Source organism: Acinetobacter sp. CIP 64.2 (assembly GCF_000369645.1).
Taxonomy (GTDB): Bacteria; Pseudomonadota; Gammaproteobacteria; order Pseudomonadales; family Moraxellaceae; genus Acinetobacter.
The window spans coordinates 183,014-207,984 of the sequence record NZ_KB850121.1; the positions used below are offsets into that span (position 1 = coordinate 183,014).

Annotated in this window: 25 protein-coding genes; 9 read left to right on the forward strand and 16 right to left on the reverse strand. The window is 41.3% G+C overall.

Features of this window, described 5'->3' with window-relative positions:
• Positions 1–23: 23 nt before the first annotated feature.
• Positions 24–521 (reverse strand): thioesterase family protein, encoded by a 498-nt coding sequence (locus tag F895_RS15490; RefSeq protein WP_005239170.1) that lies wholly within the window; start codon positions 519–521, stop codon positions 24–26.
• 170 nt (positions 522–691) lie between these two features.
• Here F895_RS15490 and hemB point away from each other — a divergent pair, with 170 nt between their 5' ends.
• Both hemB and thiO read left to right on the forward strand, forming a co-directional pair.
• A complete protein-coding gene (gene hemB, locus F895_RS15485) occupies positions 692–1,705 on the forward strand; it encodes a porphobilinogen synthase (protein WP_005239172.1) in 1,014 nt (337 codons plus the stop codon).
• A gap of 283 nt (positions 1,706–1,988) precedes the next feature.
• On the forward strand, positions 1,989–3,110 hold the full coding sequence (gene thiO, locus F895_RS15480) for a glycine oxidase ThiO (RefSeq protein WP_005239173.1): 1,122 nt from the start codon (positions 1,989–1,991) through the stop codon (positions 3,108–3,110).
• Here thiO and F895_RS15475 read toward each other — a convergent pair.
• From F895_RS15475 to F895_RS15465, 3 genes are all read right to left on the reverse strand, one after another.
• Positions 3,096–4,001: a TIGR01777 family oxidoreductase gene (locus F895_RS15475; protein ID WP_005239176.1), complete on the reverse strand. Its 906-nt coding sequence runs from the start codon at positions 3,999–4,001 to the stop codon at positions 3,096–3,098. The two genes, thiO and F895_RS15475, sit on opposite strands and share 15 nt — an antisense overlap.
• An 85-nt stretch (positions 4,002–4,086) precedes the next feature.
• Positions 4,087–4,533, reverse strand: coding sequence for an ABZJ_00895 family protein (locus tag F895_RS15470; RefSeq protein ID WP_005239178.1), 447 nt, complete (start codon positions 4,531–4,533; stop codon positions 4,087–4,089).
• A gap of 286 nt (positions 4,534–4,819) precedes the next feature.
• A complete protein-coding gene (locus tag F895_RS15465) occupies positions 4,820–5,272 on the reverse strand; it encodes a GNAT family N-acetyltransferase (protein WP_005239179.1) in 453 nt (150 codons plus the stop codon).
• Positions 5,273–5,424: 152 nt separating this feature from the next.
• Here F895_RS15465 and F895_RS15460 point away from each other — a divergent pair, with 152 nt between their 5' ends.
• Positions 5,425–5,802: a VOC family protein gene (locus F895_RS15460; protein WP_005239181.1), complete on the forward strand. Its 378-nt coding sequence runs from the start codon at positions 5,425–5,427 to the stop codon at positions 5,800–5,802.
• A 34-nt stretch (positions 5,803–5,836) separates the two neighbouring features.
• Positions 5,837–6,223, forward strand: a complete 387-nt coding sequence (locus tag F895_RS15455; protein ID WP_005239182.1) for an SMI1/KNR4 family protein — start codon at positions 5,837–5,839, stop codon at positions 6,221–6,223.
• Positions 6,224–6,265: 42 nt separating this feature from the next.
• On the opposite strand, the gene F895_RS15450 is transcribed toward F895_RS15455, so the two are convergent.
• Both F895_RS15450 and F895_RS15445 read right to left on the reverse strand, forming a co-directional pair.
• Entirely contained in the window at positions 6,266–7,012 is a 747-nt protein-coding gene (locus F895_RS15450) for an IS5 family transposase (protein ID WP_004912080.1), read from the reverse strand.
• A gap of 81 nt (positions 7,013–7,093) precedes the next feature.
• The gene (locus F895_RS15445) at positions 7,094–7,876 is read right to left on the reverse strand and encodes a crotonase/enoyl-CoA hydratase family protein (RefSeq protein ID WP_005239184.1); all 783 of its coding nucleotides are present in this window, start codon (positions 7,874–7,876) and stop codon (positions 7,094–7,096) included.
• Positions 7,877–8,040: 164 nt separating this feature from the next.
• Between F895_RS15445 and F895_RS15440 the strand changes: the two genes are divergently transcribed.
• Positions 8,041–9,291: an exonuclease SbcCD subunit D gene (locus F895_RS15440; RefSeq protein ID WP_005239186.1), complete on the forward strand. Its 1,251-nt coding sequence runs from the start codon at positions 8,041–8,043 to the stop codon at positions 9,289–9,291.
• Positions 9,292–9,300: 9 nt separating this feature from the next.
• The gene (locus F895_RS15435) at positions 9,301–12,897 is read left to right on the forward strand and encodes an AAA family ATPase (RefSeq protein WP_005239187.1); all 3,597 of its coding nucleotides are present in this window, start codon (positions 9,301–9,303) and stop codon (positions 12,895–12,897) included.
• A gap of 127 nt (positions 12,898–13,024) precedes the next feature.
• On the opposite strand, the gene F895_RS15430 is transcribed toward F895_RS15435, so the two are convergent.
• Both F895_RS15430 and F895_RS15425 read right to left on the reverse strand, forming a co-directional pair.
• Positions 13,025–13,867, reverse strand: a complete 843-nt coding sequence (locus F895_RS15430) for an undecaprenyl-diphosphate phosphatase (protein WP_005239189.1) — start codon at positions 13,865–13,867, stop codon at positions 13,025–13,027.
• Positions 13,868–13,973: 106 nt separating this feature from the next.
• Positions 13,974–14,666: a YggS family pyridoxal phosphate-dependent enzyme gene (locus F895_RS15425; RefSeq protein ID WP_005239191.1), complete on the reverse strand. Its 693-nt coding sequence runs from the start codon at positions 14,664–14,666 to the stop codon at positions 13,974–13,976.
• Between the two features lie 126 nt (positions 14,667–14,792).
• Here F895_RS15425 and F895_RS15420 point away from each other — a divergent pair, with 126 nt between their 5' ends.
• Both F895_RS15420 and F895_RS15415 read left to right on the forward strand, forming a co-directional pair.
• Positions 14,793–15,830: a type IV pilus twitching motility protein PilT gene (locus F895_RS15420; RefSeq protein ID WP_004655144.1), complete on the forward strand. Its 1,038-nt coding sequence runs from the start codon at positions 14,793–14,795 to the stop codon at positions 15,828–15,830.
• Between the two features lie 24 nt (positions 15,831–15,854).
• Positions 15,855–16,973 carry a PilT/PilU family type 4a pilus ATPase gene (locus tag F895_RS15415; protein WP_005239193.1) on the forward strand — a complete coding sequence of 373 codons (1,119 nt, stop codon included), beginning with the start codon at positions 15,855–15,857 and terminating at the stop codon, positions 16,971–16,973.
• Positions 16,974–17,069: 96 nt separating this feature from the next.
• Here F895_RS15415 and fur read toward each other — a convergent pair whose 3' ends face one another.
• Positions 17,070–17,507 (reverse strand): ferric iron uptake transcriptional regulator, encoded by a 438-nt coding sequence (fur, locus tag F895_RS15410; RefSeq protein ID WP_005239195.1) that lies wholly within the window; start codon positions 17,505–17,507, stop codon positions 17,070–17,072.
• A gap of 111 nt (positions 17,508–17,618) precedes the next feature.
• Here fur and F895_RS15405 point away from each other — a divergent pair, with 111 nt between their 5' ends.
• Complete coding sequence (locus F895_RS15405; RefSeq protein WP_005239197.1) at positions 17,619–18,017, forward strand: outer membrane protein assembly factor BamE; 399 nt, start codon at positions 17,619–17,621, stop codon at positions 18,015–18,017.
• A 53-nt stretch (positions 18,018–18,070) separates the two neighbouring features.
• Here F895_RS15405 and F895_RS15400 read toward each other — a convergent pair whose 3' ends face one another.
• The 7 genes from F895_RS15400 to F895_RS15370 all read right to left on the reverse strand — a co-directional run bounded on the left by F895_RS15400 (position 18,071) and on the right by F895_RS15370 (position 24,904).
• Positions 18,071–18,394 carry an RnfH family protein gene (locus tag F895_RS15400; RefSeq protein ID WP_005239199.1) on the reverse strand — a complete coding sequence of 108 codons (324 nt, stop codon included), beginning with the start codon at positions 18,392–18,394 and terminating at the stop codon, positions 18,071–18,073.
• Positions 18,394–19,476, reverse strand: a complete 1,083-nt coding sequence (locus tag F895_RS15395; RefSeq protein WP_005239200.1) for an SLC5/6 family protein — start codon at positions 19,474–19,476, stop codon at positions 18,394–18,396. The genes F895_RS15400 and F895_RS15395 overlap by 1 nt, the downstream gene beginning before the upstream one ends.
• A 246-nt stretch (positions 19,477–19,722) precedes the next feature.
• Positions 19,723–20,178: a bacteriohemerythrin gene (locus F895_RS15390; RefSeq protein WP_005239202.1), complete on the reverse strand. Its 456-nt coding sequence runs from the start codon at positions 20,176–20,178 to the stop codon at positions 19,723–19,725.
• A gap of 277 nt (positions 20,179–20,455) precedes the next feature.
• Positions 20,456–21,304: a class II glutamine amidotransferase gene (locus tag F895_RS15385; protein ID WP_010590110.1), complete on the reverse strand. Its 849-nt coding sequence runs from the start codon at positions 21,302–21,304 to the stop codon at positions 20,456–20,458.
• 363 nt (positions 21,305–21,667) lie between these two features.
• The gene (locus F895_RS15380) at positions 21,668–22,444 is read right to left on the reverse strand and encodes a GNAT family N-acetyltransferase (protein WP_005239205.1); all 777 of its coding nucleotides are present in this window, start codon (positions 22,442–22,444) and stop codon (positions 21,668–21,670) included.
• A gap of 125 nt (positions 22,445–22,569) precedes the next feature.
• The gene (argB, locus tag F895_RS15375; RefSeq protein WP_005239207.1) at positions 22,570–23,469 is read right to left on the reverse strand and encodes an acetylglutamate kinase; all 900 of its coding nucleotides are present in this window, start codon (positions 23,467–23,469) and stop codon (positions 22,570–22,572) included.
• 10 nt (positions 23,470–23,479) lie between these two features.
• Positions 23,480–24,904, reverse strand: coding sequence for a phosphomannomutase/phosphoglucomutase (locus F895_RS15370; RefSeq protein ID WP_005239209.1), 1,425 nt, complete (start codon positions 24,902–24,904; stop codon positions 23,480–23,482).
• Between the last annotated feature and the right edge of the window lie 67 nt (positions 24,905–24,971).

Sequence of the window (24,971 nt, forward strand, 5' to 3'; positions counted from 1 at the left end):
ACAGCTTAAGTGTTCAACACTTTTTAGTAAGCATAAGAGGCAATTGCTGTCGCAATAGGCTTATCTTCATCATTGACCATGGTCATGCGCATGGTACAACCTTTACGCCCTAAACGTAGCGTTTCAGCACGGGCAATGAAGTATTTTCCACGCCCAGGTGCCAGATAATCGACACGCATGTCTACAGTGGCCAAACGGGATACTTTCTTGATGGTATCAGGCAGATCTTCTGGCGTGGCACGGAGATAGAGTTGCTCCATTGCCGCAACCCCCCCAATACTGTCCAGAATCGTGGCAGCGACGCCCCCATGTAAAATCTGAAATGCCACATTTCCCACCAGTTCTGGTTGCATCTCCACATAGGCTTCAATCTGGCCATCGACCACCCGCATCACCATGCCGCAATATTTAAAAAACGGACAGGCATTGAATGCCTTACATAATTGCTTCGAGACCACTTGGTGGTCTGCCTTGGCACCTAACTGAATATTCCCAGTCCAGTTTCTCTTTACATCATTCATACGCGGCCTACACTCAACGGAAAGAATAACTTTCCATTCTTTTGCACAAATCTAAAAATATGGGGCTACAATAGCGGGGTTTGTAATTGAGTGATGTCGCTGAACTCTCCCCTAGCATGGCTGAATCACTCAATTATTCCTATAGTGTAATACTGAACATCGAGATTGTTATGACTTATACGTTCAATCGTCCAGCTTTTCCTGCGACTCGCATGCGCCGTATCCGTAAAAATGACCAACTTCGTGCCATGGTCAGCGAAACTCATTTAACGGCAGATCACTTGATTTATCCAGTGTTTGTATTACCAGGACAACAACAAACCCAAGACATTCCGAGTATGCCCAATGTGCAACGTTTGTCCGCTGATTTATTATTAAAAAAAGCAGAAAACCTGCTTGAACTCGGGGTTTCAAAACTGGCTTTATTCCCAGTCACCCCTCAACAAGATAAGAGCTTAACTGCAGAAGCCGCTTGGCATGAAGATGGCTTGGTACAAACCACTTGCCGCCTCCTTAAAAAAGAATTACCAGAGATGGTCTTGATTACCGATGGTGCACTTGATCCTTATACCACTCATGGTCAAGACGGTATTATTGATGACACGGGTTATGTACTCAATGACGAAACCGTTGAATGCTTAGTAAAACAGGCGCTGAGCCATGCTGCGGCAGGTGCCGATGTGATTGCACCAAGTGACATGATGGATGGCCGTATCGGTGCGATTCGCCAAGCACTTGAACAAAATGATTTTATCTACACCAACATCATGGCCTATTCAGCCAAATATGCCTCAAGCTTCTATGGTCCTTTCAGAGATGCAGTCGGTTCTGCCAGCAACTTGAAAGGCGGTAATAAATATAATTACCAAATGGATGTGGGGAACCGTGCTGAAGCCTTGCATGAGATTGCACTGGATCTACAAGAAGGTGCGGATATGGTGATTGTTAAACCAGGTATGCCTTATTTGGATGTAGTGCGTGAAGTCAAAGATACTTTTGGCGTACCTACCTTTATCTATCAGGTCAGCGGCGAATATGCCATGCTTGCCGGTGCAATTCAAAATGGCTGGTTATCTGACAGCGTGATCTTAGAATCATTATTGTGTTGCCGTCGTGCAGGTGCAGATGGGATCTGGACCTATTTTGCTGAAGATGCAGCCCGTAAATTAAAAGAGATGAAATAGAAGTTATGTTTCATCTATCCGAAAATGATAGTATCTACTCCAGAGTCTTGTTGAGCTCTCATCCTTTTTCTGGATTAGCCTTCGGCTCGACCTACTTTTCTTTCGGGAAAAGTAGGCAAAACCATTGTCATTCGCAAAACCTGTTCACTTCTTACATTTTTCTAATATTGAGGATGTATAACAGGGCTTCTCTTAGCGTATATCACGCAGGTTGCGAATGACGTCTTCCGTGTAGCAAATTTCAAGATACGTTTTTATCTTAGAAACCACTTAAATTAAAGTTATGCATATTGCCATCATTGGTGCGGGTATTAGTGGCTTAATGTCAGCATTGGAACTTGCTGAACAAGGCTGCTCTGTCGATATTTTTGACCAACAACAAGCAGGTCAAGCCGCCTCATGGGCAGGTGGAGGTATCCTCTCGCCGATGTATCCTTGGCGTTATGCGCCCGAAGTCAATCAACTGGCGCAATATGGCAAGCCCCTCTACCAAGCATGGAATGAAAAACTGCTGCCTGTTACGGATATTGATTTTCAAATCCACGATACAGGCATGCTAATTTTCGATCAGGACGATTTTGAAATTGGCTTGAATTACGCCACTCGATATCAAGAACCGATGCAACACAGTGAACTGCTCAATCGTTCTCAACTACAGCGCGTCAACCCATATATTTCAGCACAATTCCAACACGCAATGTATTTCCCATACCTGTCCAATGTCCGTAATCCACGTTTATTACAATCGTTAATTTGCTATTTAAAACAACACGCTGCGGTACGTTTCTTTGAGCATTGCCCTGTTGAAAAACTGATGATTCAAAATAAAAAAGTTCAATGGATTGAAACCGAAGATAGTCGGAAATTTACTGCAGATCATATGGTGATTACGTCTGGGGCATGGAGTCAGCAATGGCAACAGCAGCTTCAACGCAATATCCCGGTATATCCCGTGCAAGGGCAAATGCTGTTATTTAAAACCCCTGAAAACTGGCTGCCAACCATGTGCATGAATCGGGTGATGTATCTGATTCCACGTCAAGATGGTCACATTGTCTGTGGTTCAAGCATGGCAGAGACTGGCTTTAGTACTGCGGTGGATGAACATACCCAGCAAGATATCCTCACTGCCTGCTTAGAGATGGTGCCTGAGTTAGCGCAATTCCCGATTGTAAAACGCTGGGCGGGTTTACGTCCAAGTTCCCCACAGGGTATTCCCTATATCGGCCTCATGCCAGACTTGGAAAATCTTTGGGCTAACTTTGGGCATTTCCGCAATGGCCTGTGTATGGGCTCGGGCTCAGCGCGTCTACTACGTCAGCTCATTTTGAAGCAAGACCCACTGGTTGATCCCCTAGCCTATTCACCTCTGCGCTTAAAGCGACAGGATTTAATTTCCTGCTAAAATTTCAGTTAATGCCACATTCAAATCTGGATATTGAAATTGGAAGCCCTGTTCTAACAACGCCGTAGGTGCCACATACTGACCATTCAAAATAAGCTGCGATTGTTCACCAAGCACCGATTTAAACACACACTTAGGCATTGGTATAAAAGGTTTACGTCTTAACATCTGAGCAGCCATTTGAACGAACCGCTTTTGATTGATTTGTTCTGGGGCGACAAGATTATACGCCTTTTGACTGTGATTAGATTGCAACAGAAAAACCATGGCATTCAGTACATCTTGGATATGAATCCACACGACTGGTTGCTGTCCTGAACCAATTTGTGCAATAGTATTCAGTCGAATCGGTAACAGCATTTGTGGCAAAATCCCGCCCCGTCCAAAAACTACACCTAAACGAATGATCTTGGTATTTTGTTGACTAAATTTTAAAGCGGTCTGTTCCCATTTTTGGCAAAGTTCGGACATAAAAATCGCTTGTGGTGGCGTATTTTCATCACAAACAAGTTTCCATTGCTCTTGTGGATCAATACCGTAATAACCAATCGCAGAGCCAGAAATAATGCATTTGGGAACAATTTGCCGATGTTCCAGCCATTGATATAGTTGTTCTGTCACCGTAACACGGCTGTGTATTAATTGCTGTTTACGCTGTTCCGTCCAGCGTTTTGCACCAATATTTTCACCAGCCAGATTAATCACATAATCAATCTGTTGCGTTGCAATTTGATCAAGATCATTCACCCAACGTAGCGCTGAATGCTGAGAAACCCGATTTGGCTGTCGGGTCAGTGCAATGATTTGATAGTGTTGTTCTAATAAAAAAGGCAACAAATGTGAGCCAATAAAACCACTTGCACCTGTGATTAAAACCGTCTGTTTTTGCATCGCACTCTCATCCCGCATGATATTGATCAGATCAATGTCTAACTCTTAGCAGAATAAAAGTGAATTACAAGTGAACTTTGTTCAACTAATTGAACATTTTATTGGCCATTCGCTGTGCTTGCGGTCCGTAAAACCAATAGGTAATTAAGAAGAGCGGCACGGCAATCACAAACCACATCGCTAAAATACTAAGCAAAAATGCAGGTTGTTTCAGATATAACAAGAAGTTTTGCCAGACCTCAGGGTCTTTACGTGCAAAAATAAACAGCCCTAACAATAAGCCACAAACGTTATAGCCCCAAAAGATCAAACTAAATCCGATGCTTAAACGTTTCCTTTCCTGTGGCGTCGGTGCACGGCGCTGTTTCTTCAAAAATTTGAATAAAATAACAATGATGGCAATTAAATAGGGAATAGCAGTCAATACGCCGCCAATACTATTAGGCAAAATGGCTGCTAGCACACCAACCAACAAAGTCGCAGTAAAACAAATTATGAAAAACCAGAAATAATACAAACGCAATGAAATCATATAGATAAACCTAATTAAACTGGTCTTAAGTAATAATTATAAATTTTTTTCACTTTTTTTTCATTTTAATGTCAACCAATCCTCAAGCAACAGCGTTATATAGGGTACAAGGTCGCAGCAACCGATTGGACATTGCACGGCATCCGCAGTGTTTTCGGTGACCTTTCATTATGACTCTCCATCTTTCGCAATGGTTGTGTTAGCAGCCAGAACCATTGAAAAAGATTTTGACCGACGATTTATCATCACTCGAATCGTCGGTTTTTATTTGCCTGAAATTTGTATGCTAAAACGTATCAGCAACATACATTTTCATCAATTCCCCCTCATCATCTTGAACCCTTGTTAAAAATACCCAACCGCATTTTTCATAAAAATCATCTAGGTCTGTGACCAGATACAGTTTCTCAAACCCTAAAGTTTTCATTTCCGCACGTATGAAGTCCAACAGTTCCCTTGCAATATTCTGCTTCCGATAAGCCTCTTCAACAAATAGCGCACATAGATTGGGACTAAGGTCGTTACGGTCATGAAAATCATTCTCGATCACTCCAGCCCCTGCAATGATTTGCTGATGTTTATTCAGAATCAGATACCATTGTGGAATTTCTCCTGGCTGTTCAATTGAGATTTGTATGCTGTCTCGATAGGCCTCAATAGGGATTTCCCATTTATCTGAAAACCACATTGCGGCCTGCGCTAAAAGCTCTGGTGTATTAATCAGTTTAATGATATTCATCAATTTCAACTTCATCTCTTTAATCAAGACTAAATTACATTCTTTCAATCAAGTACGCGGCGCGAGGAATCTACTTACATAAATCGTTATCTGTAATTTCCCCGATCTATTTAGAATAATTTCTAGACAATAACTACAAAAGGATAGCTGCCATGAACAGTATTATTTATTTTGAAATACAGTCGTCAGATCCACAACGTGACATTCATTTTTATCAATCAGTATTTGGCTGGAAATTTGAAAAAGTGCACGACTTACCGATCGAGTACTATCGAATTGCCACAGAGGGGATTTACGGCGGTTTACTGCAACGTCCCGTTGCAACACCACCAACAGGATGTGGCAGCAATGCTTTTACCTGTAGCATCGAAGTAGAAAGTTTCGATGCTACAGCAGCTAAAATTCTTAGCTTAGGCGGCATTGTAGCGATGGATAAATTCGCCATCCCGAATCGTTGTTGGCAAGGTTATTTCCTGGATCTTGATCACAATACCTTTGGGATTTGCCAGATTGATGAAAAAGCAGTATAAAAAAAATTATTAATTTTTTTATTGAAAAATCACAATGCCTTTTCCGATTGAAGAAGAATATATCATGGCGGCTGAACTGGAATTACAGCTGAGATTTCCTCAATCATTTAGAAATAAAATGATTGAGGAAAATGGTGGTGAATTGTTCATCGTCGATCATAATTGGCAAATTTTTCCTTTTTTTGATCAATCCAATCCCAAAAGAAAAATGCGGACATGTAATCATATTGTTCGAGAAACTAAACTCGCACAGGCATGGGATGGATTTCCTGAATCTGCAATCGCATTTGCTCAAAATGGCTGTGGCGATTATTTAATTTTTCTTCCTGATCCGCTCAAGCCAAATGTTTTAGCAGAATCCATATTTGTTTGGTTTCATGAAACTCATCAAGTAGAGCAACTCATTCATCCTGTATTTTAAAAAATATTAGGGTCTGTTGACATTTACTGTTCATAATTAAACCTATAAAGGTAGCCATAAAAATATACAGGCTAAGGCAACAGCACTTTGATAATTTCTTTTGAGCTTGTCATATCGAGTAGCTATCCCTCTAAATTGTTTTAATCTACAAAACATATTTTCAACTAAATGCCTGATTTTATATAAATACCAGTCCATATGATCATTGTTCGATTGGCTATTTATTTTCTTTGGTATATTCGCTTTTGTTCCTGTTTTTCTGATCTGCTCACGCAGTGGTTCTGAATCATAGCCTTTATCTGCGCATACCACTTCTGTCTCTTTTAAATCTAATGTTGCTATTAAATCAGGTGCAACTTTGATGTCATGTGTAGTGCCATCGGTAATCATGAAATCAATAGGATTGCCATGTGAATCAACAATCAAATGTATTTTTGAGGAGTTTCCTCCTACACTTTTAGAAATGGATTGATTCGCTATACCGGCAGAATGTTGATGAGCACGTACGTGAGAGCCATCAATAAAAATCCACTCCATATCGGGGCATGATGCTAATAATTTGAATAATCTAAGCAACTTACCGCTGCTTGACCAACGATTAAAACGTTTGAAAATAGAGTTTGATTGACCGAAATAGGAAGGAATATCTCGCCACGGACAGCCTGTTCTAATTCTATAGAGAATAGCTTCAATAAAATTACGTAAATTTGAGTTGTGATGAATAGATAAATTACGCAAAATAGTTTTCAACTTTTGCCAGTGTTGATCTGTCAGCATGGTACGAGGCATAGCGAATAGTAAAATTGGGTTTGGCGATTTGATTTTACTACTTCGCTATTTTTTTAAGCTAAAAGTGTCAACACACCCTAATTACCGCCCCTTAAACTGCGGTGGGCGTTTTTCTAACATCGCGCGAATCCCTTCTTGAGCATCTTCAGATACAAACAGTGGCATTAAATAATTGTTCATTTTTTCAAATGCCACGCTTTGCCCCTGTGTTACTGCATCTGTTGCAGAAGCCAATAACGCCTGTACAGCCAATGGTGCAGAAACACAGATTTCTTTAGCAATTTCCAAGGCACGCTCAAGTTGCTGCCCTGACGCCACCACCTCCGAGACAAGGTTCAATTCATAGGCCGTTTTGCTATCAAAAGTTTTGCCCGTTAATAAATAAGGCATTGCTTTTTGCCAACCTGCAGCCTGCACGAAACGAACAGTTGCACCACCAAATGGCATGATGCCGCGTAATACCTCCAACTGACCAAAGATGGTATTTTCACCGGCAATCACCACATCGGCATTCAGCATTAACTCCACCCCAGCGGTATAGCAGATCCCTTGTACTGCCACAATGACTGGTTTAGTCCGATGCCGACCACCTGTTCCCCACGGATTCACCTGATCCGCTGCAAAATTAAAAATGCCTTGTGAAATTTTAGACTGTAATTCCACCAGATCTAGGCCCGCGGTAAAATGATCACCATGCGCAAAAATCACGGCGCAACGCAATTCAGCATTGTTTTCATATTCTGTTAAAGCAAGGGATAAATCCTGAATCATATGGCTATCGAAAGCATTACGCTTTGCCACCCGATCCAAGCCAATCAACATGATGTGATCAATAATTTCGCGGCTTACTTGACCTAAGCTCATTCTATATTCCTCATTGTTAAAATAATGCTATGGAGCTCAAACTAGAGCATCGCTTAAAAATGATCAAGCGGCATCTTGTAGTGCTTTTTCTGCTGAGCAAGACGCTCCCTTCGCCCTAAATACGTGCTACCTTATTCGGGTTTATTTTATTTTTAGATTCATTTATGACCGTGCGTTTTTTTCATACGTCTGATTGGCATTTGGGGCAGTTTTTTTATAATCATTCCCGCCACTACGAACATGAACAATTTCTGGCATGGTTACTTGAGCAGATCAAAGCCAAACAACCGCATGCCTTATTGATTGCGGGCGATATTTTTGATGTGATTAATCCCAGCTCACAGGCACAAAAACAACTGTATCAGTTCCTTGCCGATGCTCATGAGCTTGCCCCACACATGCAAACCTTAATGATTGCAGGCAATCACGACTCGGGTTATCGCATTGAACAGGTTGAGCCTCTTTTAGAAAAATACAATGCCAAAACCGTTGGAGTGATTCGCTGGAATCAAGATAAAAGCCTCGATCTAGAACGTTTAATTTTGCCAATTTATGACGAGCAAAAACAGATTGTGGCGTGGTGTATTGCCCTGCCATTTCTACGATCAGCTGAAATCACAGGCTTTAATGAACACACCACCAACAGTCAAAATGCGATTGCTTATTTGCATCAACAATTGATCGAAGAAGCCAAACGCCGTAAAACTGATGATCAAGCCCTGATTCTAATGTCGCATGCGCATATGCAAGGCGGAGAAACCTCCGATTCAGAACGACCAATTATTATTGGTAATGAAGAAGCCCTATCTACGGCTCTGTTCGATGACAGCATTGATTATGTAGCACTGGGGCATTTGCATAAACCGCAAAAAGTACAGCATCCACATATTCGTTATAGCGGTTCACCTATTCCTCTGTCATTTAGTGAAATCAACTATAAACATCAAGTGGTTGAAGTGACCGTTGATCCTAAAAAAAATGAAGACGCGTTTAGCTTTGAAGCTCTGCCAATACCTCGAAGTATTCAACTGCATAAAATTAAAGATGAACTCAGTGCAGTCATGCAACGCCTGCGCAATCTGCCAAATGAACCGATCGAAAATCTCGAGCATCGTGAATATGTCGATATCGAATATCACACCACGACCCCACCACAGCCTAACCTACGACAACAATTTGAAGATGCCTTACCCAAAGATCGTTATCGGTTGGTGCGGATTTCCAGACAATACCTCTCCAATGAAAGTACTGCCGAGAGCAAGCAAACGATTAGCCTAGAGCCACCAACACCCGAAAAACTATTTCAGCAAATTTGGGAGAAAAAAGGCTATCACGCCGATGATGAAGTCACCAAAGACTTTATGAGTTTAGTCGCAGAAGCGCAAAAGCAACTTGAAGATGATCAGACTGTTTAGGGACCTGCCATGAAAATTTTATCAATTCGGCTGAAAAATTTGGCATCTTTAGCAGATGAGCATTTTATTGATTTTGAGACTGAGCCTTTGGCCAGTGCGGGACTGATCGCCATTGTCGGAAAAACTGGCGCAGGAAAATCCACGATTTTAGATGCCATGTGTCTGGCATTATTTAATAAAATTCCGCGCCTCAAAGAAAGTGATGGCAAACTGTTAGATGTCGATGGTTCGGAACTACTGACCAACTCTCCTTTGACGGTTCTACGTCGTGGTACAGGACATGGTTTTGCCGAACTGTGTTTTGTGGCACAAGATCAAAAGCATTACCTTGCACGTTGGGAAATTAAACGCGCCCGTGAAAATGCCAGTGGCAAACTGCAAAGTGTACAACGCTCACTCAAATGCCTGACCGATGGTGTGGTCGTTGCAGACAAAAGCAAAGCAGTTGAAGCCCATATTCAACAGATTACTCAACTCAGTTTTGAGCAATTCACCCGTGCGGTACTGTTGGCACAGTCTGAAGTCACCGCTTTTTTAAAGGCACGCGATAATGAGCGTGGTGAGTTACTCGAATATCTGACCAATTCCAGTATTTTTGCCAAAATTGGACAACTGGCTTTTGAAAAGACCCGTGAAATCAGCAACCAGCGCAAGCAATTGGAAAATGTGCTCGGTCATATTGAAATCAGTTCAGATGAAGAAATTGCCGAATTAAAAGCTCAATTCCAGCAGGTACAGCAACAGGTTCAACAGTTGGAAGCTAACAAAGTTCAGCTCAATCAACAGCAACAATGGTTTGAACAGCAACAGAAACTTCAAACTGAAATCACACTAAAACAGCAACAGCATGACATTCAGATTCAAGCATATGAGGCATTAGCAGCAGATCGCAGTCGACTCAGTCAACTCGAAATCTTTTCAGGCATTCGTCCTGTTGTATTCCAACAACAACAGCTGGAAAAAGCACTGCAACAGCTTGAGCCACAGATTCAACACAAGCAGCAGCACTTTTCGACATTAAGCACGCACTTTGAGCAAGAAAAAACAGCTTATACCCAAGCTGAAACAGCCTTACAGCAATTTCAAAGCTTTGAACAAAAACATCAGCATGAACTCTCCCAAGTGCGTAAATATGTACAAGAACGTGAATATATTGCCGATGAATATAAGAAAACTAAAGTACGCTTAAGCCAAAACGAAGCGCAACAACAACCATTGCTTGAGCAACAACAGCAGTTTGAACAAAGCCACCATAACCTATCCATACAACAGCAGCGCTGTTTTGAACAACTGCAACAAAGCGTACAATTCTCCGCTTTAGATAAAGGGTTGAATGCTCATATTCAGCAGCTCAATCAATTTATTCAGCAATACCAAAAAGTCGAACAAAATTTAGGTTCGATTCAACAGGCACAGTCCAAGCTTGAGCAAGATAAAATCCTATTGCATGAACTCATGCAAAAATTTGGTCCACCACAACAGATTGAAAATCAGATTGAGCAGAAACAAAAACTCAGAGAACAGCAACAGGCTCGACTGAATCAACTGGATCTGACTCAACAAAAATTACAGTATTATTTTGAACTTAAAAAAGAATACGAGGCACTGACTCATCAGCTTAGTACCACACAGCAACAATATCAGCAGCTGGAACAACAACTGCAAACAAGTGAAGTCGACTTTCAATCTGCCAAAACTGAACGGGAAAAATTACAGCAAGTATTGCAACAACAACGTTTATTGCATGCTGAAAATATCGAACATCTGCGGGCTGAACTCAAACACGGCGAAGCTTGTCTGGTCTGTGGCAGTACCGAACATCCCTACCGTGATGATGCAAGTCAGCTCTCCAAAGCCTTGTATAAACTACAACAACAGCAAGAACAACAGGCTCTTCAACACGAACAACACTATTTTCAGCTTTGGCAAAATATACAGCAGCAATTTACCCAAATTCGTACCGAACAGACCCAATTACAGTCGGCCGTGCAACAAGCGGATGACAAATTCAAGCTGCAACATCAGGAATTAGTCAAACATGCAGCACAGTTCGACGTCCAGTTAGATTTAACTCAGCCGCATGCGGAAATAGCTAGAGCGCAACAGCAATGGGGCAATGAGACAAGCCAATTCAAACAACAGATCGAACTTGAGTTACAGCAACTGCATCAGGCCAATAAAGACCACTACAACCTGACCCAGATCATTCAAAATATTCACTATCAAATCGAAAGCGTACAGCAGTTACAACAACAGATTCAGCATATTATAGATTGCCTAACGCATGATGAACAAAGCCTATGGCAGCAACAAACCTTAGGCTACGCGCCACAGCTCGTGCAACGTTTGCAGCAGCGCACCCAACAACTTGAACAAGCTGAGACCCTAAGCAAACAACAAGACCAACTCAAACAGCAACTGAATTTATTAAAGTCCAATCTAGTCGGTTTACTGACTCAACATACCGAGTTTAACCAGCAACTCAAAGACATCGAAGTTAAAGGCAAACAAAATACAGAATCTGCGCATCAACTCATTGTAGCGATGACCGGTTTAACCGAACTTAAAGCCAATGAATGGCTAAATCAACATGATCAACAACGCCAACAATTACAACAGCAATATCATCAAAACAAGCAAAGTTTTGAACAAGCTCGTCAAAGTTTTGAACAGCAGAAAAATGAATTGGAACTGCTTAAAGCCCACCAGCAGCAGCAACAAGCGACCCATGCTCAAGCCAAAAATGAAATTCATGCATGGCTGAGCCAACATCCCGAGTTTGCAGAAAAGCAGTTGGCTGACTTACTTAGCATTGGTACAGAACAAGAACAGCAGATTCGAACGGCATTACACAATGCAGAGCGCTTGCTCAATGAAGCCGCCTCTGCACTCAAAACACTACAACAGCAATTAGATGTTCATCAGCAACAACAACCGCACATTGAACAAACACAGTTGCTTGAGCACATCCGTCTCAATCATGAACAGTTGCAACAACACGCTGAACAACGTGATCAGTTCAAACTGAAATTGGAAGTCCATCAACAAAATGTCGCCAAACAAAAGCAGTTTGCCGATCAAATCCAGCAGATTCAGCAGCAGGAACACCGCTGGAATAAAATTTCCAGTTTGATTGGTGATTCTAAAGGCAAGGATTTCCGTGATTTAGCCCAGCAATATAATCTGGATATTCTGCTCGAATATGCCAACCAGCAACTCAACATGTTGTCACAGCGTTATACCTTAAAACGTTTGGATAACTCCCTCAGCCTAGCCATCATTGACCATGATATGGATGGAGAAACCCGTTCCGTGGCTTCATTGTCTGGCGGTGAGTCTTTCCTGACCGCCCTTGCGATTTCTTTGGCGATTGCCAATATGGCGTCTGGCTCAATGAAAATCGAGTCGCTGTTTATTGATGAAGGTTTTGGCACGCTGGATGCCTCTTCGCTACATATGGTAATGAATGCCTTGGATCAACTGCAAAGCCAAGGACGCAAAGTCATCCTCATTTCACATATTCAGGAGATGCACGAACGGATTCCTGTACAAATTCAGGTACAGCCGATTGGGTCAGGTTCGAGTCGGATTGAGGTGGTCGGGTAAATAAAACCGAATGCATAGAATAAACAACTTCGGTTTATCCGCGATTGAAATGTTGAGCATATTTAATAATATATTTTCATAGGGAGTACTCTATCTTCCCTATGAAAATATAAGCAGTCATGCGTTGTTAGTGAATACACAACACCACAACAGCAAAACCTAAACAATATAGACCAAACAAATGCCAACGGCCATGCTCTAACCAAGAAGAGAGCCATTTCAATGCAAGTAGACCAGCACCAAAGCTAAAACACATGCCAAGCAAACTTGGGGTTATGACATGTGATAATTGCCCATGCGCAACAACTTGCCCCCCTTGAGCGTGAACTAAACGATACAGCTCTTTTAAAATAACAGCTGGGGTTAATACCACCGCCAGTGCAAAACTAAATTCTTCTGCTCTCTGACGCGATACTCCCAAGAATAAACCCGTCGAAATCGTCGCACCTGAGCGGGAAAAACCGCGAAAAGGCAAACAAAGTGCCTGTACGGCGCCAATAATCGAAGCACTCCGTAAATTGATATTGCCTTGCTGTCCTCGATCTAAGCGCGATGATAAAATAATCAGTATCCCTGCTGCTGCAAGTGCCGCTGCCATTAATTTTGAATTACTAAACAGATGTTCAATCTCAAAACTACTCGCCCCACCAAAAAATACATGTTTAATTAAAGCTTGCAATGCTAGACCCAATACACCCGTAATCAGTGTTGCCAGCACAACATAGAATGCCTGACGTTTAAAACTTTCCCATGAAGAAAAATAGGTGTCTTTCCATGATTTCCAAAAATAGACAATAACCGCAAACATTGTACCTGTATGCAACATGACCAGCAGGAAGGTCATATCTGGTGCAGAAGGATCATACCCCATGAGCTTTTCAGCTAAAATTACATGTGCTGAGCTAGAAACAGGTAATAATTCTGCGAAGCCCTGAATGATCGCTAGAATAAAAACGTGTAATAAATCCATACATTACAAACTCAAACATTAAAATATTTGCGTTATAAATGAGAAAAATTAAGCTTAAATTAATTGATTACAGATTCACCACAAAATACCCGACCCAAAGCGGAAATTATTCTTTCTTTAGCGCTTCCCTCGCTCCAAACAAGGCTGTTCCAATTCTGACCATGGTTGAACCTGCTGCAATTGCAGCATCTAAGTCAGCCGACATGCCCATACTCAGGGTATCCCAGTCTTGCGGCTGTACATGTTGAGCTTTTACTTGTTCAAACAAAGCTTTAGCATCAGCAAATGCAGCATGATTCTCGGGTGCAGGAATCACCATCAAACCACGTAAACGTAGCTTGGGCAGTTGGCTAATTCGCTGAACCAGCTCCGCCACCTCTTCTGGCTGGCAGCCATCTTTAGAATCCTGTCCATCAATATTCACCTGTAAACAAAGATTCAATGCTTTTTGCTGATCTGACCGTTGGCTGGATAAACGTTCGGCAATAATCAAACGATCAACCCCATGCACCCAATCAAATTTTTCCGCCAGATGTTTGGTTTTATTGCGTTGCACATGACCAATAAAATGCCATTCGATCTCTAAATCTTGCAGTTCCTCAATTTTTTCTAGTGCCTCTTGCAAATAATTTTCCCCAAAACAACGCTGCCCAACTGCATACATCGTTCTAAGACGAGTACTTGGGTGTGTCTTTGAAACAGCCAACAATTGCACTGTTGCAGGATCTCGTTGTACATGCTGACAGGCCTGTTCTATTTGATTTAAAACAGATTGACGGGATTGTTGCGATTGATTCATTGACACAGTTCTCATTTACGGAATCTTTTTTTGCTCAGACATTCTTTCAGGTGTTGGTATGCCTGCATGAAAGCCTTATATTATTCTACAAAATAATGAGACATTTTAGTTTGTTTCGGGGAAATTATGGATATTACAGAATTACTCGCCTTTTCAGTTAAAAACGGTGCTTCAGATTTGCACCTTTCAGCGGGTATGCCTCCTATGATTCGAGTGGATGGTGAAGTCCGCCGTATCAACTTGCCAGCACTTGAACATAAAGATGTACACCGCTTGGTGTATGACATTATGAATGATAAACAACGTCGTGATTTTGAAGAAGATCTAGAAACTGACTTTTCATTTGAAGTTCCCAATATCGCCCGTTTCCGTGTCAATGCATTTAACCAGAACCGTGGTGCTGGTGCAGTATTTCGTACCATTCCATCGAAAGTTTTAACCATGGAAGATTTGGGTCTGGGTAGCATTTTTAAAGAAATTTGTGACTATCCACGTGGCATTGTACTGGTGACTGGCCCAACAGGTTCGGGTAAATCAACCACCCTTGCAGCGATGATCGACTATATCAATGAAAACCGTTATGACCATATTCTAACCGTCGAAGACCCGATCGAATTTGTTCATCAATCAAAGAAGTGTCTGATCAACCAGCGTGAAGTTCATCGTGATACACATGGCTTTAATGCAGCACTGCGTTCAGCGCTGCGTGAAGACCCTGATATTATTCTGGTCGGTGAGATGCGTGACTTGGAAACCATCCGCTTGGCGCTCACGGCCGCGGAAACAGGTCACTTGGTTTTTGGGACACTACATACTACCTCTGCGGCAAAAACCATTGACCGTGTCATCGACGTATTCCCTGCAGAAGAAAAAGACATGGTTCGTGCCATGCTGTCTGAATCATTGCAAGCCGTGATTTCTCAAACGCTGTTGAAAAAGAATGGCGGTGGTCGTGTGGCTGCTCATGAAATCATGATCGGAATTCCTGCGATTCGTAACCTTGTACGTGAAAACAAAGTCGCACAAATGTATTCTGCGATCCAAACAGGTGCCAACTACGGTATGACCACTTTGGATCAAAGCCTGAAAACACTGGTGTCTAAAGGCTTAATTAGCCCACAAACTGCTCGTACAGTAGCAAAACAACCCGAATCATTCCTATAAAAATAAATGGATTAGAGAAATATCATGGATTTTAATGATTTACTCAACTTGATGATTCAACAAAATGCATCGGACTTGTTTGTCACCGCAGATGTTGAACCATCAATGAAAATTAACGGACAAATTGTGCCTGTTTCAAAAAGCAAACTTTCAGGGGAAATTGTGGGTCAATTGGTGCAATCCATTATGACCGATAAACAGCGTAAAGAATTTGCCGAGACACGTGAATGTAACTTCGCGATTATGAATCGTGAAAAGACGGCACGTTTCCGTGTCAGTGCCTTTCAGCAGCGTGATATGCCAGGTATGGTACTGCGTAAGATCGAAACCCATATTCCAAGCATGGACGATTTGAAACTGCCTGAAGTGCTGAAAGAACTGGCCATGACCAAACGTGGCATTATCATCTTTGTCGGCGCAACAGGTACTGGTAAGTCGACCTCTTTGGCTTCCATGATTGGTTACCGCAATCAAAACTCGAAGGGTCATATCATCACCATTGAAGACCCAATCGAATTTGTGCATCAACATGCAGGTTGTATTGTCACGCAACGTGAGGTCGGCATTGATACCGATTCATTTGAAATTGCGCTGAAAAATACACTGCGTCAGGCACCGGATGTGATCTTGATTGGTGAGATCCGTTCTCGTGAAACCATGGACTATGCCATCGCCTTCGCAGAAACAGGCCACTTGGTCCTCGCCACCCTGCATGCCAACAATGCCAACCAGGCGCTGGATCGTATTATTCACTTCTTTGAAGCCGATCGTCATAGCCAGCTCTATATGGACCTGTCGCTGAACTTAAAAGCATTGGTTGCACAGCAACTGATTCCAACCCCAGATGGTAATTCACGTCGCGCTGCAATTGAGATCTTGATTAATACACCACTTTTGGCTGACTATATCCGTAAGGGCGAAATTCATGAGATTAAAGATCTAATGAAACGTTCTCGTGAGTTAGGCATGCAAACTTTTGACCAAGCCTTATTCGATCTATATAAGGCAGGTCAGATCACCTATAAAGATGCCTTAAAGCATGCAGACTCTCCAAATGATCTACGTCTTACCATCAAACTGTCAGAAGAAGGTGCTGACCAGTTATTAAGTGCAAGCCGTAATATCACTTTCGATGGTCAATAATTCAAATTAACCCATTAAAAAAGGGAAGGTTTTTGTAACCTTCCCTTTTTTATTTGTTCACTTTTGGTGAACTTTTCGATTTTAATACAATCGTGCTTATTTTTTACGATAAGCCTCTTGGCATTCGGCATCACTACAGTAACCGTACAGGTTTAAAGAATGTCCAGTTAGGGCAAAGCCATGCTGGTCTGCAACTGAATGTTGCTCTTTCTCAATAATATCATTTGTAAATTCAACAACTTTATTACAGTTCAAGCATACAAGATGATCATGGTGATCTTCCTGCATGATTTCAAAAACCGAGTGATTGTTTTCAAAATGGTGACGCTGAATAATACCTGCAGCTTCGAATTGTGTTAACACTCGGTAAACCGTTGCTAAGCCAACATCTTCGCCTTGTTCAAGCAAAGTTTTATAAATATCTTCAGCACTTAAATGATGTTGTTTTGAATTTTCTAATAATTCCAAAATCTTAATACGAGGAAGGGTAACTTTAAGTCCAGCTTTGCGTAAGTCTTGATTGGAAATCGGCATAAAAAAAGGTCTCTCAACAAATCTTAAGTTGGAATAGGCAATAGAGTTTAGATGCAGTATGATCTATCCTTGAACCAAATGCATCATCATTTATCAGGATAGTGTAGCAAAATGCAAAAAATCATGCTGGCGTTGTTCGTCACTTCAGTACTTAGCGGTTGTTCAGTCTTTGGTGTTTATAAAGTCGATATTCCACAAGGAACACCATTAACCAAAGCACAAGCTTCTCAAGTACAAGTGGGCATGAGCTTTCAGCAAGTCCGTTTCTTGCTTGGCAGCCCAACGGTTACAGATCCACTGAATCCACAACGTTGGGACTACATTTACAACTATATCCCAGGCACTTATGCGAAAAAAGCAAAAATACCTGCAGCACATGGTCAACATTTAAAAGTTTATTTTGATGCGAATGGTAACGTAGAACGTATAGAAGGCTTAGATACGATTCCAGAATCACAACCTGGTTTACCGGCATCAAAAGAAGCCATTTTGACTGCGCCACCACTATAACGGCTTTCCCATAAAAAGAAACCCCTCATCGAGTCTATCATGAGGGGTTTTATTTATGAACTTGATGGTCTAAAACGATTACCCTTGATAAAACGTCCGACTGGGTTCTTAGCAGCCCGATTACGGCGAATATCTTTCGGATTAATGGTTAAAGCTCGGTAAATCTCGACTCGATCGCCTGCCTGAAGCACGGTATCGATTTCAATTTTGCTGCCAAACACACCCAAATGTAAAACTTCTGGCAATGTAGTTTGTTCAGCCAAACCACTCGATTCAATTGCCTGTTGCGCGGTCATACCTTCACGAAAGGCAACAGCAAGATGAAATTGCTGCTCAGGCGTTGCAAAGGCCACCCAAACTTGTTTTGTTTGTTCCATTAGAGTGTTTGTCCAACCACCGCAACAATTGCGATCAGGATTGACAGTGGCAGCACTAAACGTACCGCAATACGCCATACGTTATAGAACATCTCATTACTAAAACCCATGGCTTTACGAAGATGACTGATCTTCATAATCCACCCCGCAAACACGGCGTAAATCAGACAAATTACCAATCCCCATAACATCAACAAGCTATTAAAAATTTGTTCAACTTGTGGCGCTGCCCATACAGCAATTGCTGCAAGCAGGATTGCCCATTGCACCACAATCGCAAGCTGGCGTTGTACTAATTGTTCTTTTGCAAACTGAATCAGTAATGCCGCAGACATAATTGCGGCAAAAATCCATGCCAGAGCAGGAAGTTGTGCCTGAACAGAGAAGAAACCAAACGCAATCACTGCAAGTAACTGAGCCACCCAGATCGGTAAAACCGCAGTTGTTGCCGCGTTCTGTTGTTTAACCACGGTTAGACTGCTTTGCCAATAGATGCCTAAGCCCAAGCCACTTGCGACCAAAGCCAATACCGTTGCATTACCCCACTCTTTAAACTCGACAGCCGTCCAGTGCCAAGCCTGTAAATGTGTTCCCATTACATTGGCAAACACAAATGCAGCCAGTACGCCAATGGTTGTGAGTCCAATTAAAATCTGACGGGGAATGAAAGAAAGTCCAACTGCGACAATGGCAAAGATTGCGAAAAGCGCCTGATTGGGTAAATTAGGGCTCAGTTGCTGTGTAACGACATGCGTTGCAGTCGTCAACACACTACCTGCAAAAAAAGGTACGAATACAACGGCTAACCATCCCACAATCCGCCATCTTGGTGAAGCATCTGCATCACGCGTTAAGCCCGAAAGTGCTTGTAGCGCAGTAGTCTGTGAACGCTTAGCTAAAGCAATTTCAAGATAACCAATCGGTAATGCCAATAAAATCATGGTTCCCAACCACAGTAACCAAAAATCAAATTGGCGGTCAATCTGGATACCCACAGTCGGAGCCAATGTGGTAATCATGACAAATGATAGGCAAAACGCCATCACTGGAGCCAACCAGCGTGACAGAGTTGTGTCCTGCATAATGCATTCCTTGAAAAATCTTTGAACTCATTGCGCTTTATGGAGTTTGCAATGAAATATTCAATCTATTTTGCCTTTCTCACGCCTGAAAATCAAAACAAAAGATATCGAAAGAAAAAAGCAAATCACCGGTGAAGATGATTTGCTGCGCACGAGTTATTATTTTATTCATTAGACCCCCTGTATATCACTCATACCAACCTTATTATTTTTCATAACAAGGAGTCTTTTTTTATTATCTTATTATTATGAGAAGAAACGAGCGAACCAGTTTTTCCCTTTTTTCTTTTCATTTTCTTTGATGATTCCAATCATATTTTCTTTCACTGCACCAACATAATCTGCATCATCATGACGGATATGGTTAATCAACCATTTTGAAAGAGCTTCATGCAGTTCACTATCAATTTCCTGCCCCAGCTCAAAACGTTGGCGATAGGTCTCAATCTTTTTGATAAATAAATCATGCACTCGCTTGTGTGGTACACGATATTTATAGTTTGCTTCTTCTTGCAAACTTTCTTCAAAGGTAAAATGCGATTGGGTATAATCAATAATATTATCTAAAATACCTTTTAATTTGGCTCGATCATCACCTTCGTTTAATTCATCAATTTCATTAATATAATCTAGAATACGACGATGCTGATCATCGATCACCTCTATTCCTGTATTATATTCGACAGACCATTTCATACCCATATCGAACCCCAAACCATATTTGATTTATTGAATAAGAATATAATATCGGCAATGCAATTAAATAAAAACGCAGCATTTTTGTCAGGTTTTAAATATTTTTACACAAAACAAATTAAACTATTGTTTTATATTTAATTAAATATTTTAACCAATCAAAACACTCAAGTATTTTTTAACCAATAAGAAAAAATATCTATCTAATTTTATTAAACTAACTACAGAATATGAAGATAAATTCGATATAAAGATATATTTAATATATATATTTATATTATCTTTAATACTGGTCTGCTTTGGTTACGCGTTTTAATGCAGGATTTTGCGCCTCGCGTATTAAGCGCTCTACTTGAGTTAATGCCTGTAAAATGGGTTGACCATGCTGAAATAAAATCATTTCCCCTGCTTGATAAGCAGTCCATGCCTCATTATGTGTTAAAGGCTCAGTCGTGATCACAGCAACCCGATCTTCTGGTGTGGTAACTTCACTAAAATCCACTTTAACGTCGAGATCAATCAAATGTGCGTGCTGGAATGGATACTCGCGTACTAGCCAATGTAGCTTGGTGGTGGCATAACTAAATAAAGCTTTACCATTCGACAAGCAGAAATTAAATGTGCCATGTTCCGCAATCTGAGGCGCTATACGCTGTAAAAGTGCAAAAATCTCTTCCAAACTTGGCTCGGTATAGCCAAATGCTTGCACGAATTGATCAAGTAAATAACAGAATGCAAGTTCACTATCGGTATTGCCTACTGGCTCAAAACGACCACTCAATTCAGGTTTAAAGTCATACAAATCACCATTATGGGCAAAAATCCAATGTCTGCCCCAAAGCTCGCGCAAAAAAGGATGTGAGTTTTCAAGGTTAATTTTACCTTGAGTCGCTTTACGGATATGCGCGATGACATTACGTGATTTAATTGGATAATTACGAATTAAATCAGCAATAGGTGATTCGACCGCAGATTGATTATCCACAAATAAGCGGCAAGCTTTGTCTTCAAAAAAAGCAATTCCAAAGCCATCACAATGATCTGAGGTTACCCCTGCCCGTTGTGAAAATCCACGGAAAGAAAAGGTAATATCGGTTGGAGTGGCGCAATTCATTCCTAATAGCTGGCACATATCTTTAAACTAGCAAACATCTAAGCCTATTGTGCATGAGGGATAGATATTTTGTAAATCTGAATATGTGCTCAGTATTAGATTAACAATGATAAGAGGTTCTGTTGATATTACACAGATGCTTGCGACAGAGGGTATTTTTAGCTGATACGAGGCAGGGCTTGTAAAATTTAGTAACTCTAAATGAACAAGACATAACGACGTAGCGGCAAAAAATATCCCTGTCCCGTAGGGTTATGGTTAAAACGGCTCTAAACGTCAGTATGAAACTTGATATGAGCCATCATAGTAGGTATTTCATGCATTGATTATGTTGTTTTAGCCCATAACGCAATGCATGGTTGAAGTATCAACAAAACCTTACTAGCGTTGTACCATTTTGTTCATTACAAAAGAGGTCGCAATCTTATTCACTTCCAGAAAAACAAAATAATCCAGACATTTAAAATTTTCGTCATAAAACGCTTGTTTGGAAAGTTTAGACTGCATGCCCAGATAGGTCTGAAATAATTTTGGCATGCGTTCATCTTGCGGAAAGCTATAATCAGGACGTTCTGGTTCAAAACTGCGTTTTGAACGAATATCAATCGTTTGATGTTCACTCAACTGCTGAATTTGGCGATGGGTATAATAAGCGCGCGCCAAGTTGTCTTCTAAATGAATACTGACACAGCCCATTAAGTATTTGGCACGCATGGACCAGAGTACTTTAGGAACCAAGTTTAACCAGAGCATGGACAGTGCCTTCCCGGAACGGAATTTGGGATGTACACAAGTTCGTCCAATTTCGAGAATACTGGGTAAATGAGAAAATTGCGGGATGATTTCAAATTCTTTTGCACTGTAACTTTGCCCAATTTCATAGCCCTGAAACAGTTTAAGTCGCGTATACGCAACAATTTCACCCGTCCATTTTTCGCGTAAAACTGCATGTTCACAACCGAAATCATAAAGATCCTGATCTAGACCGTCTTCAAAGTGCATACCAAATTGGTGACTAAATTGTGTTGCTCTAAAACGTTGTACTTCTTGTAATTCTTTTAAATTATCCACCCATTCAAAACGGAATTGATTTTGAGCTGGTTTGTGGCGTAAAGGTAAAGTCAATGTCTGGCGATATTGATTTAATTTTTCTAGCATAATGAAAGCTCCTTATGGCTAAATTCACCTTAAATCGCTTAAATGACACTAACATGACTAAAACATGAACAGGTCGTGACAAAAAAAGACCTGCTAGAGGTCTCTTTTAACGCAAATACAATGAATTAATGCTTCACACGATTGGTAATTAAAGTACCCACACCATGATCGGTAAAAATTTCTAATAGACTTGCATGTGGTACACGCCCATCCACAATATGCGCGCTTACAACGCCACCTTTAACTGCATCTAACGCACAACCCACTTTTGGAATCATGCCACCATAAATCACCCCAGTTTCTATCAGACGATCAACTTCTTGCGTGCTTAAACCCGTCAATAAGTTTTTATTTTCGTCCAATACACCGCTGATATTGGTCAGTAGAATCAACTTTTCTGCACCTAATGCTTCTGCAACTTTTCCAGCCACAAGATCCGCATTGATATTATAAGTATTCCCTTCCTCGTCTACACCAAGAGGGGCAATCACAGGGATAAAATCGCTTTGCGTGAACATTTCCAGAACGTCGGTTTTCACACCAGTCACTTCACCAACCATGCCCAAATCAATTTGCGAAACAGAGCCATCGGCTTCCTGTTTTTCCATCAATAATTTGCGAGCACGCAACAAGTTTCCATCTTTACCTGTTAAACCAATAGCACGTCCACCATGCTTATTAATTAGGTTAACAATCGATTTATTGACACTGCCGCCCAAAACCATTTCAACCACTTCCATCGTGGCTTGGTCGGTTACACGCATGCCATCGATACGGGCAGACTCTTGTCCAAGACGTTTTAACAATGAATCCACTTGTGGACCACCGCCATGTACAACAATTGGATTTAGGCCAACGGTTTTTAACAACACGATGTCACGAGCAAAGGAACTTTCTAGCTCTGGGTCCGTCATCGCATTACCACCATATTTTACAACCAGCGTTTTTCCTGCAAAACGTTGGATATACGGCAAAGCTTCGATCAAAATTTTTGCTTTATCAATGCCGATATGCTCATGTGGCATGCGTCTCTCCTTATTCGGTCTGTGCGAGTTCTTGGGCAATCTGTGGATATTGGTCTTGTAGCATAACCACAAATTTCTGACGAATTTCAATTAATCGGTTTTGATTATCTGCATCAAAACGGACGGTAAAATATTCGCCAGTATTGGATGCTCGAATAATGCCAAATCCATCGTCAAAATCAAGTCTTACCCCATCAATTTTACTTAAGCGTGCCCCTAAACCATGACTTAAGATTGCAATATCATTTAAAACCTGATGAGGATTGGCATCATGGGTATTGATATAAGTATCTTCCGTACAGCAGCGTTCTGGATAGCCGCTTAACAGCTCAGATAGGCTGGATGCACCAGATTGAGTCAGATATTCCATCACCCGCAATGCTGCATAAAGTCCATCATCATAGCCAAAGCCACGTCCATCATTAAAGACATAATGACCAGCATATTCACCACCAAATACTGCCGCACCTTTGGATTGAGACAAATAGGTACGCAGGAAACTACTCCCTGTACGAATCATTTTAGCTCGCCCTTCCAAGCGCTGTACCGTATCCGCAACTAAACGGGAGCACTTCACATCAAATACGATTTCTTTATGTGGATGTTGCTGTAAACACATTTGTGCAAATAAAGACAATAAACGATCAGGACTTATAATATGTGCATTTTCATCCAGTAAAACCACCCGATCACCGTCACCATCCAAAGCAATGCCGATATCTGCTTTTTCAGCAAGAATGGCAGCCTGTAACTTGGTTAAATGCTCAGCATGTGACGGATCTGGTGCATGATCCGGAAAATGCCCATTGGCATCGCAACGCAACGCAATTACCGTACAACCCAGTTTTTCCAAAACCAGCTTGGCACAACGCCCTGCTGAACCGTTCAATCCATCTAAGACTACTTTTAATGGACGCGCTAGCTGAATATCAGTCAGTAAGGAATGTTGATACTGTAAACAATATTCAGGAACAATATGGTGTGCTGTATTTTCTAAACAGAAAATATTATCATTTTGTATTAATGCGATTTGTGCAAACTGTCCAACTTGTTGAATGGTTTCTGGTGTTGGCGGTTCACCTTGTAAAATCCACTTAATACCATTATCAGACTTCGGGTTATGGCTGGCTGTGACCATCATACCGTTACCACCAAAATCACGAGCAATAAAATACATCATGGGTGTGGAACAACAGCCAATATTGATCACGTGTAATCCTTGCCGCTCAAATATCTGCTGAATGATATTGGCATAAGCAGGACTGCTTAACCGTGCGTCATAACCAATGACAACCTGCATCTGTTCAGCATTTTTATATTGTGATGCCAAAGCGTAGGCAATCGAGCAAATAATATTGGGCGTTAAATTACTTAGCTTTCCGCGAATATCATAGGCACGGAAAATATTCAGAGGAAATGTATGTTGTATATTCACTGCAAGCCCCTATTTTTATAATCTTTTGATCCATATAAAACGCAGAACTATTAAGAAATTAATTCCC